The following is a 9,941-nucleotide window of genomic DNA, read 5'->3' on the forward strand; positions in this document are numbered from 1 at the left end:
TTGTTGTTCGCCCCCCGTGGCTTCCCGCGCCCCGAGTGCGGGACCCCCCCCGCGGGGCCCCCCCCACTTCGGGGGATGCGTGAGGGGCTATTCCGTGCGCAGGCCTTCCGGGCGCATCATCCGCAGCAGCGACGGCAGGCTGAGCAGTGTGATCACGCCGACCACGGCCGCGCCCACGCCGGTCATGGTCAGGACGCTCGCCCAGTCCATGGCCACCGGTGTACGGGTCATCTTCAGCAGCGCCGAGCCGAGGGTGATACCCACCGTTGTGGCCAGTACGAGGCCGAGTCCGACCGGGAGGGCCGTCTGCCACAGCACCGACAGGCTCAGCGTCCGGCGCCGGGTGCCGAAGGCGACCAGCGCGGAGAGCAGCTTCCTGCGCTCGCGCAGCTGCTCCAGCTGGGAGACCAGCAGACTCGCGCCGATCAGTGCCAGCACGAAGGCGGAGCCGACGAACAGGCCGGTGCGGATGGAGGCGTATTTGGCGTCCTCCTGGGTCGCAGACCAGCTGTAGGTGCGTGCCAGGGGGTCGATCCGGGCGACGACGTTGCGTATGTACTCCCGTGAGTTGGGCACCGACGGGTCCAGACGCAGGTAGACCCCGTCCGAGAACAACGCGGGCGCGGCCTTGGCGGGCAGTGCGGCGGGGGTGACGAGCAGACCGTTGGCGTCCTGCAGTGAGTCCTTGCGCGCGCCCACCACCCGCACGTTCGCCGGAACGGTCCAGGGCACCTCGAGGCCGCGTTCGGTGGCGTCGTCGTACGACGGGTCGATGTAGAGCTGCCGACCGGGCTTCACCACGGCGATTTCGTCGGCGTTGCTGGGGGAGGTGTAATGGCTCCTCGTTCGCGTGATGAACACGTCGCCGTCCTTGCAGGAGGGAAGCGTGGCGAGTTCGCGCAGAGCGGTGCAGTTACCCACGGTTAGGCCGTTGCTGTTCTTCGGGTTGCGACGCGCGTCCCCGTACTCCGAGATGGCCGGGGCCACCGCGGCCCGTACCCCCTTGGTGCCGGTGAATTCGCGCTCGATGCCGGACAGCAGCTTGGGGCCGCTGAAGACGACCTGCATCTGGACCCGGCTAGGGTCCTTGCCGGTGGCCTTGGTGTACTGGCTCTGCGTTCCCGTGAACAGCATCTGCAGGGCGATGGCTCCGGCCACGGCGACAGCGATGCCGTTGACCATGCGTGCGGCGGTTCCGCTGCTCAGCTGCAGCCGCCGTACCGCGAGCTGCCAGGACAGTGCGCCCTTGCCAAGGCGGACGACGACCGCCTCCACGACCCAGGGGAGCAGCGCGGTGATGCCGATCAGCAGCAGCAGTACGCCGCTGATGACGAGGTACTGGTTGAAGGCGCCGTTCTTGCGGCCCTTGCCGATCATCGGGTAGAGCATCGCGAGGCCGGCCAGCGGCGGCAGCAGCCGCCACCACAGCCGGCGGCGGCGCTGCTTGGCCGTGCGCACGACGCCAAGCGGTTCCACCACCACGCCGCGCATCGCGAGCAGCGTGACGAGTACGGCGGCGGCCGGGATCGCCACCGCGACCAGCGCGGCGAGCACGGGGGAGGGATCGAGGTAGCTGGGCCAGACGCTCACGCCCAGCACCTCGGTGGAGCCCAGCGTCTGACGACCGAGGAGGAAGAAGCCGGTGCCGATGACCAGGCCGAGCAGGGCTCCGGCGAGTGCTTCGCCCGCCGCGATCCGCCGGGTCATGTGACTGTCCGAGCCGACCAGGCGCAGCGCGGCCAGTCGGCGGTCGCGGCGCTCGCCGCCGAAGCGGACGGCGGCGGCGATGAACACGGCGACCGGGGTCAGCAGCACCACGAACACGACCAGGACCATGAGCAGCAGCACCGGGTCGGTCTTCTCGGGTGTCGCGTCCGGTTTGCCATATGCGGTCAGCCGGTGCATCGCGGAGAAGCTCGTGAGTTTCAGCCCCGAGGCGCCCGCGTAGTAGGCCAGTTCGTGGGCGCCGATGAGTCCGCTCTCGCCGATCGTACCGGTGATCTTGTAGGGCAGGCGTTCCCGCAGCAGCGTGGCGTCGTCCGAGGCGAGCAGGTTCTTGAGCGCGGGGGACACCACCATCTCGCCCTTGCCCGGGAAAGCGTCGACTCCCGGGGGCAGCGGCGCCCGCCTGCCCTCGGGTTCGACGAACCGGCCGAGGATCTCGTCGTCGTGCCAGGTGGTGTCGGCTTGGGCGATCAGGAAGGTGTTGTCGGCCTTGGACGGGACCTTCTGGGAGTACACGTTGGCGTAGCGGGCGTCCTCCACCCGGGTGCGGGCGGCGAAGACGTTGGGAAGGGCGGTGCACAGCAGGAGCAGTGCCACGCCGAGGCCGACGCCGACCGCGGTCAGCGTCATCCGGACCCAGCCCTCGCGGCCGCCGGTGATGGCGAAGCGGGCTCCCATGGCCAAGTCTCTGGCCCACTGGCGAGGACTCATACGGCGCGCTCCATGTCGCGGGACTTGCCGTCGCGGAGGACGATCTCGCGGTCGGAGTAGGCGGCCACGCGTGTCTCGTGGGTGACGAGGACGACGGCGGCGTTGGTGGAGCGGGCCGCGTCGGTGAGCAGGTCCATCACGCGCTCGCCGTTGTAGGAGTCGAGCGCGCCGGTCGGTTCGTCGGCGAACAGCAGGCGCGGTCCGGTGACCAGCGCGCGGGCCACGGCGACACGCTGGCCCTGGCCGCCGGAGACCTCGCCGGGCCGCTTGCCCTTCAGGTCGTCGACCTCCAGGCGTTCCATCCAGCCGAGCGCCGCCCGCTCGGCTTCCTTGCGGGAGGTGCCGTTCAGCCTGAGCGGCAGGGCGACGTTCTCCACGCAGGTCAGTTCCGGCACGAGCTGCCCGAACTGGAATACGAAGCCGAACTCGGAGCGGCGTAACGCGCTGCGCTGGGCGTTGCTCATCGTCGTCACCTCGCGCCCGTTGTAGGTGATCGACCCGGAGTCGGGCGGCAGGATGCCCGCGAGGCAGTGCTGCAGCGTCGACTTGCCGGAGCCGGAGGGGCCCATGACGGCGACGACTTCGCCGGGGTGGATAGAGAACTCGGCGCCGTCGAGGGCGTGGGTGTGCCCATAGGTCTTGCGCAGGTCCTGCGCGGTGAGCAGGGAACCAGGGAGAGAAGTCGTCATCGGGCTACAGCCTTACGGAGTTTGTCGAGGCGGGTGGCGGTCAGCTCCAGCCAGCGCAGGTCCGCCTCTAGGTGGAAGAGGGCGTGATCGCAGATCATCTGGTCCGCCAGATCGCCCTTGCGCTTGCGGTCGGTCAGGATGCGCATGCTGCGCAGGTGCTCAGAGCGTTGGGTGTCCAGGATGTCGGCGGCGTCCCGGTGGGTGAGCAGCGCGAGGACGACTTTGATGTAAAGGGTCGACTGGAGGTAGGCCTCCGGCCTTTCCGGGGTCGCCAGCCACCGCTGTACGTCGGTGATCCCGGCTTCGGTGATCGCGTACCGCTTGCGCTCGGGACCGCCGCCCGCCTCGATCCCGTCGACCTCGACGAGCCCGTTATTCAGCAGCCGGGACATCGTCGAGTAGACCTGGGCGTAGTGCAGCGGCCGGTCGTGACCGAACGTCTCGTCGAAGGCCCGCTTCAGGTCGTAACCGTGTCGCGGGCCGGACTCCAGGAGCCCCAAAAGGGTGTGACCGATGGGCATGACCCGCACTCTACACACCATGTATACGCGGCATGTATACATCGAGTTTATAGGTCGTGGAGGGATGCATGACAGTGCAGGTGAGGGAGTCGGGAATTCCGATCGTCGCGGTTCGGAAACAGGCAGACAGTGGTCGTTTTCGTCTACCTTGGTGGCCTATTGACTGATCCAGGAAGGCCGTTGCATCGTGTCGTACCTGACGTCGCGTCGTTGAGCGGATCGGCGCGCGGGATATCAACGCTCTGAGACTGTGTGCCGATCGAGGGCCCGAAGCCCTGAGGATCCGCTTCGGGCCCTCCCCCGGTGCCGCATCCGCGTGGCGCCGGCGTTCTCGCTGATGCAGGCTGGCGTTGCGGCCCGGCGCCGACTCACCCTCCGATGCCGGGCCGCCTCACCCCTTCCCGACCAGCAGCTCTGTACGGGGCCCTAGATCTGGGGTGTTCGGCCGAACTGGGTAAGGGGGTCCAGGAGCGGCAAGCGGGCGAGGGCATCCTCCAGCAGGCCCCGCAGCGCAAGGCGGGCTTGATCGCTGTTGTAAGGCGACGGAGATCCTGCGGGTAGGGCTGGCACGGCGCCGCCGGGCATGCTCGATACGTCCTGCATCGTCATGTCGTAAGCAACGAGACACAGCCCGAAGTCCGTGTGAGCCGAACGGGTGCGTACCGGCCCGGTGCCGACAGAGCCCACCGCTGAGCCTTCCCGGCCACTCCCACCCATTGCCTGGAGCGTTGCCCCCCGGCCGGCCTGTCGGCGCGAGCGCGGAGGGCCAACACCCGACGCGCGACACCAGGCCGCCCCGACGCTCTTCCCTCCCTCCGTGATCATGTTCTGCGCCCACCACCACAACCAGGGGGGCAGAACAGGAACGGAGGAGGTAAGAGGGTTGTCGGCGTCGCTGGTCGGGCCTGATCAAGGGGTCTGAACTGCGGCCCCCGCGATCCTCGAGCGCCTCCTACACCACTGCGAAGTCGTCTCGATCAACGGCAACAGCTACCGGCTGAACAACCACCTCCAGGCCATCGAGTGGGACACCGAAGTGGCCTGAGCGGTGGTGCACTCAGAGTGGGATGCGGACAGTGCATCCCCGACAAACGTCGTGGCCTCTCCCCCGGGGCCGACGGATACGCCGGAAGCCGACAAGACGCCTCCTCACTTCCGCTCCTTCGTGGGAAACACGTACTCGTCGAGGACCAGACCGACGGCGACGGCTGCCGGGATGGCGACGAGGGCACCGATGATGCCGAGAAGTGCGCCGCCGACGAGCACAGCGAGGACGGTGACCAAGGGGTGGACGTCCACCGCGAACTTCATGGCCCGCGGCACGATGAGGTAGTCCTCGGCGACCCGGAAGACAACGTAAAAGACCGCGGTCGCGATCGCGACGGGCAGAGAAACGGACAGCGCGACGAGGCTGACGATAATGCCGGCGAGAGTGGAGCCGACGATCGGAATCAGGTCCATCAGCGCGGTGAAGATGCCCAGGGCGGCCGCGTAGGGGACGCCGGCCCCCACGCACCAGGCGAAGGTCGCCAAGCCGGCGATACCCGAGGTAACGAGGTTGCCGAGCATGAACTTCCCGATCCGATTCATGATCTCTTCGGCCATACCCTCGACGCGTTCGCGCCGGCTCGCGGCCACGAAGCGGTAGCAGAACTGTTTGATGGCCGGCAGGGCCGCCATGCAGTACAGGGTCACCGTGATCACGATCGCCGTGGACGTGAGGGTACTCAGGACCATCTGGCCTGCGCCCAGAACACCCCCCGCCAGGCCGGTCGCTCCGTCTCCCGACCCGACCTGCTGCTTGGCCTTCTCGACCAGGTGGTAGCGGTCCTCCAGACGACCGATCGCCGACTGGTGGTCGTGAACCTGCTGCAACCAACCGGGCACCGCATCGACCACCGACGACACCTCGTTGGTCACCGGCGGAATGACCAGAGCCAGGAACCCTCCGAGTACCGCGATGAACCCCGTCAGCACGATCGCGACGGCCCAGCCGCGCCGCAGACCCCGGCGCGTGAACCACGCGACGAGCGGTTCCAGACTGATGGCGACGAACGCGGCCAGCAGCAGCAAGGTCAACATCGAACTGACCCGCAGCACGGTCTGCACAGCCAGCCACGCCAGACTCGCGCCCAGGCCCAGACCGAACCCCACCGTCGCCCACGACCGCCTGCGCTCGCGGCGTGGATCTCGGCGCGGCGGCTCCTGGGGTGCCTTCCGGGACCCCTCTACGGCGTCCGCCGGTCCGGAACCGGAGCCGCGCACGCCCGCTTCTTCAACCGCACCCCGCTCTTGCCCAACGGACTCGGACCCGGACTGCGCAGACATCGCGACGCCTCTCCTTGACTGCCTCGAACAGGTGGGGCGCGTCGCCCAGGACGCTCCTGAACCGCTCTCGCCCCTGCGCCAACGCCCACGAGCACTTCGTCCGAGACGCGTTACGGCACAGATCCGGTTACCCAGGGACTCCGCTCCTACCGCGTCCGCGTCCCACCGGGTCACCTCACCCGTCCGGGACACCGGTCAGTAGGCGCCCTGCCGGCGCAGAGAGCGCGGGCGGCCGTCGGGATCGGCAACGACCCGGTACAGGGGGTCGGTCAGGGCCCGCGTGATGCGGGACAGATGCGGCGGGTGATAGGTGCGCAGCCGTCCCGGCGGTCGCGGACCGTGACGGCCGCCGTCGTGCCAGGCGTCCAGAGCGGTGGCCGAGTGGGCGTAGGCAGCAAAGGCGCGGCCCGGGTCGCAGAGTGCGGCCGCCTCCCCGTCCCCGTCGCGGTCAAGGTGTTCGAGATTCAACGTCAACCGCAGCTCGCGCGCGAAGACGCGGGCGCCGTCACCCAGGCCGCCAGGGTCCGTCGGTTCACGGGGGTCTCGGGTCTCGTCGAGGACAGCGCAGCTGAGTTCCGAATCGTGGGTCCACGAGCGCCGGTTGACGTTGTCGGAACCGACCGCGGCCCAGACATCGTCGATGACACAGACCTTGGCATGGACGTATACGGGCCTCCCGGTGTGATTCTCCAGGCTGTAGACGGCCACCCGGTCGCCGCCGGCCCGTCGCAGAATTTCCAGGGCGCGGATCCGGCCAAGCAGATTCATCGGTGTGCTGATACGTCCTTCCTGGTCCGGCAGTGGCGGAAGGACGGCGATCATCCGCAGGCCCGGATGATCCGCGAGAGCCTGGGCGAAAGGCCGCAGGGCATCCTCCGACCACAAGTACTGGTCCTCTAGGTAGATCAGTCGGCGTGCCCGCCGCAGGGACTTCATGTAGGCGCGGGCGATGCTGCGTTCACCGTCGGGAGCGAACGGATAGCCCCTGAGGCGGTTCGGGTAGGTGCGCAGGATCTGGACCGTGTGGGAACCGCGGGGGCCCGGGTCGGGTTGCTGCACCGGGAGCGGATCCGCCCGTGTGTCCTCGCCCCGCAGTGCCGCCCGCAGCCGGCTGCGCGGGCTGCGACTGAGCGGAGCCGGGTCCGTCCACCGCTCACGGAACGTGGCCTCGACATCGCCGACGGCGGGCCCGCGCACCGCCAGCTGGACGTCGTGCCAGGGCGGACGTGAACCGTAGGCATCGGCGATGCGTTGCGCCTGCGGGTCACCTTGATGAGCGGCGTCGTCTCGACGGCTGTGGCACAGATCGATCCCGCCGACGAAGGCGACGTCCCGCTCGGGCCGACCCGGGTGGCGCAGCACCACGAACTTTTGATGGTGCGAGCCGCCCGGCCGCACCCGCATGTCGAGCAGGCACTCACCTCCCGCCTCTTCGATCTCCTCCCCCAGGTGGTAGTTCTCCTGTTCGCTGAACTGGAACCGATCCAGGTGCGACCGCCACACCAGCCCCTTGACGACGACACCGCGGCGTGCGGCGTCGCACAACACGTCGCCGAGGGTGCTGTCCAGACCGTCCAGCAGCTCGTCAGGGTCACCCCGCCAGTCCGTGAACATCAATACGTCGCCGGCCCGCTGCGCCCGCACGGCCGCGAGCAACTCGGCGAAGTACACCGCTCCGTGTACCAGGGGGCGGACGTCGTTGTCCGTAGACCATGCCGCACCGTCGGCATGACGGCGGTCCACCCGCGACGCGGGATTGCCCCGCTGAGCGGGGGTGAGCAGCCAGTCGGCGCGCTCCACGTGGCACTCCTTCCAGCCGACGGCCCCTTCCTGGATCTCCTGGTAGATCCGTTACCCCCTGAGCACGCGGCCCACGCGATTCCTGCTCCGAACGCAGGGGCGTGTTCTTGGTGCCGAGCGAGTAGCGGTGCAGCTCGTTGGGGTGGAAGAAATAGTGTTCGTTGTAGAGGGTGACGAACCAGAAGCCATGCGGGCGGCAGCGCGTCCTTGGCGAAGGTGAGGGTGTAGGTGTGGGTGTGGGTCAGGCGTTCGCCATCTGGTCGAGGCCCTGGTGATGCACGGGCGGCGCGCACGAGACCCGCTGGGTCGAGCCCCGCCAGGGTGACAGCCTTCATACTCCAGATGACGCCCGAGACGGGCCGCGGGCGGGTACGTAGGTTGGCGGAGTCTCAATGGTGCACTCAAGTCAGCGGTCCGCGGCTGGCGGGCCGACGCGTCCGTGACCCTCTCGATGCGAACTATGGGCATGGTGGTCGCTAAGGTTTGTTGGGGACGTCAGGCACTCGCTCAGGACCGGTGACGGTCGGCGGCGGGTGCGGTGGTTGCTGTACTTCGCTGTTGTACAGCGGGCCCCTAGCTTCGGTGGTCGCCGTGGTCGTGAAACGGGTGTTCGCCGGGCGGGGTTCGCGGGACGCCGCCCGTGTCGCAGACCCGGCGGGCGACCTCACGGAGCTTGATGTTGGTCTCCTGCGAGTAGCGGCGCAGCACGTCGAACGCTTGTTCTTCGGTCAGGTCGTGGCGGCCCATGAGGATGCCCATGGCCTCGCCGATGACGTGGCGGGTGCCGATGGCATGCTCCATCTGAGCATGGGTGCGGGCGCTCGAAAAGGCGATGGCCGCGTGGGAGGCAAGCAGTAGGCCGGCCTGTTCGCTGTCTTCGGTGAACGAGCCGGTCTTTCGTGAGTAGAAGTTCAGCGCCCCGAATTCCTCGGCATCGGTGAACAGCAGGAATCCCATCATGCTTCCCACGCCCAGCTCGAAGGCTTGCGGGGCAAAGAGCGGCCAGCGTGACCCCTCCTCGGTGAGGTCGGCGATCCGAAAGACCCGCTCCCCCTGCGCGCTGTGAGCTGCGTCGAAGCAGGGGCCCTCCCCTAGCTCCGCCTGGAGTCGATCACTGTCGACCACCAGAGGGTCGGTGGGGGCGAGAGTTTCCACCTCGTGGTCATGCAGCACGAGTATGCCCGCCACATCGCAACCCTCGACCAGCTCCACGGCCGATTCCGTGATCCGCCGCAGGGTGGCATCGAACGAATCCTGTGCCAGGAGATCGCGTGCCATCGCTGCTAGTTTCTGCCCGAACTGTCCCCAGTCCACTTCGCCCTCCGCTTCGCATCCGGTCAGATCACCCGATACCCGCGCTCGACAGGCTCACAGCCGGAGAACGAACAAACGTCTCAATCTGAAGCGGTCAGTCACCTGTCAATCCATGCAAACATCTCGTGCCGCCTCTCGCAGACTGGCTTCTCCCCCAGCTCATCCCCCACCTGGCTACGGCCGGAGGCTGGCCGTGACGCCAGGAACCATGGCCTCCAGCACGGCCCCTCCGGCCGCCCGCAATTCCGCGACGCGAATGTGTGCGGGCCGAACGACCGGACACCCGACTTCCTGAGGGAACGTCACCGAATTCGATGGTGTTTGAAAGGCTCCGGTTCAATTGCGGGGCGATGCATTCCGATGAGGGAGATACGTCAATGAGTGACAGCATCTGGGGCTACCAGCCGACCACAGGCCACACCGCCGGCACCGATCTGACCGGATACAAGGTCGAGGCCACCGACGGCAGCATCGGCAAGGTCGACAAGCACTCGGACGACGTCAACTCCGCCTACTCGTCGTCGACACCGGCGTATGGATCTTCGGCAAGCACGTCCTGCTCCCCGCCGGCACGGTGACCAGGGTCGACCAGGAGGAGCAGAAGATCTACGTCGACCTCACCAAGGACCAGATCAAGGACTCCCCCGAGTTCGACAAGGACAAGCACACCGGCGACGCGGGCTACCACGAGCAGATCGGCGGCTACTACCAGAGGCACCGCTCTGTGTAACTTCAGCAGCACTCAGAAGTGGGGGGGGCGCGCCCACGCCCCCCGGGCCCCCCTCTCAGTGTACAGCGCGCCTGTCAGGACATCTGCGGAGCTATGAGCGCTTGTGTGGCTGGCGCGCGCGCG

Annotated in this window: 6 protein-coding genes and 2 pseudogenes; 2 read left to right on the plus strand and 6 right to left on the minus strand. The window is 68.0% G+C overall.

The features are described from left to right. Nucleotides 1–87 precede the first annotated feature (87 nt). From ACFXGX_RS33815 to ACFXGX_RS33825, 3 genes are read right to left on the minus strand one after another with little or no spacing between them, the layout of a single operon-like run. Entirely contained in the window at nt 88–2,436 is a 2,349-nt protein-coding gene (locus ACFXGX_RS33815) for an ABC transporter permease (RefSeq protein WP_384799055.1), read from the minus strand. Then, nucleotides 2,433–3,125 (minus strand): ABC transporter ATP-binding protein, encoded by a 693-nt coding sequence (locus ACFXGX_RS33820; RefSeq protein WP_384799058.1) that lies wholly within the window; start codon nt 3,123–3,125, stop codon nt 2,433–2,435. Before ACFXGX_RS33820 ends, ACFXGX_RS33815 begins: the two co-directional genes overlap by 4 nt. Beyond that, nucleotides 3,122–3,646: a PadR family transcriptional regulator gene (locus tag ACFXGX_RS33825; protein ID WP_384799061.1), complete on the minus strand. Its 525-nt coding sequence runs from the start codon at nt 3,644–3,646 to the stop codon at nt 3,122–3,124. Before ACFXGX_RS33825 ends, ACFXGX_RS33820 begins: the two co-directional genes overlap by 4 nt. Before the next feature lie 928 nt (nt 3,647–4,574). On the opposite strand from ACFXGX_RS33825, the pseudogene ACFXGX_RS33830 reads away from it, so the two are divergent. After that, nucleotides 4,575–4,691: pseudogene (locus tag ACFXGX_RS33830) on the plus strand (ATP-binding protein); the annotation flags it as partial. A 104-nt stretch (nt 4,692–4,795) separates the two neighbouring features. Here ACFXGX_RS33830 and ACFXGX_RS33835 read toward each other — a convergent pair. The 3 genes from ACFXGX_RS33835 to ACFXGX_RS33845 all read right to left on the minus strand — a co-directional run bounded on the left by ACFXGX_RS33835 (nt 4,796) and on the right by ACFXGX_RS33845 (nt 9,052). Continuing rightward, nucleotides 4,796–5,974, minus strand: a complete 1,179-nt coding sequence (locus ACFXGX_RS33835; RefSeq protein ID WP_384799064.1) for an AI-2E family transporter — start codon at nt 5,972–5,974, stop codon at nt 4,796–4,798. Between the two features lie 195 nt (nt 5,975–6,169). Continuing rightward, the gene (locus tag ACFXGX_RS33840) at nt 6,170–7,774 is read right to left on the minus strand and encodes a phospholipase D family protein (RefSeq protein ID WP_384799067.1); all 1,605 of its coding nucleotides are present in this window, start codon (nt 7,772–7,774) and stop codon (nt 6,170–6,172) included. Nucleotides 7,775–8,347: 573 nt separating this feature from the next. Continuing rightward, on the minus strand, nt 8,348–9,052 hold the full coding sequence (locus ACFXGX_RS33845; protein ID WP_384799070.1) for a GAF and ANTAR domain-containing protein: 705 nt from the start codon (nt 9,050–9,052) through the stop codon (nt 8,348–8,350). Between the two features lie 413 nt (nt 9,053–9,465). On the opposite strand from ACFXGX_RS33845, the pseudogene ACFXGX_RS33850 reads away from it, so the two are divergent. Then, nucleotides 9,466–9,818, plus strand: a pseudogene (locus ACFXGX_RS33850) (PRC-barrel domain-containing protein). Nucleotides 9,819–9,941 lie beyond the last annotated feature (123 nt).

The organism is Streptomyces sp. NPDC059371, assembly GCF_042751995.1.
Classification (GTDB): Bacteria; Actinomycetota; Actinomycetes; order Streptomycetales; family Streptomycetaceae; genus Streptomyces.

Coding starts and splice junctions, on each gene's coding strand:
- ACFXGX_RS33815 (WP_384799055.1), bottom strand. CDS start 2,436: ATGAGTCCTCGCCAGTGGGCCAGAGACTTGGCCATGGGAGCCCGCTTC.
- ACFXGX_RS33820 (WP_384799058.1), bottom strand. CDS start 3,125: ATGACGACTTCTCTCCCTGGTTCCCTGCTCACCGCGCAGGACCTGCGC.
- ACFXGX_RS33825 (WP_384799061.1), bottom strand. CDS start 3,646: ATGCCCATCGGTCACACCCTTTTGGGGCTCCTGGAGTCCGGCCCGCGA.
- ACFXGX_RS33835 (WP_384799064.1), bottom strand. CDS start 5,974: ATGTCTGCGCAGTCCGGGTCCGAGTCCGTTGGGCAAGAGCGGGGTGCG.
- ACFXGX_RS33845 (WP_384799070.1), bottom strand. CDS start 9,052: ATGGCACGCGATCTCCTGGCACAGGATTCGTTCGATGCCACCCTGCGG.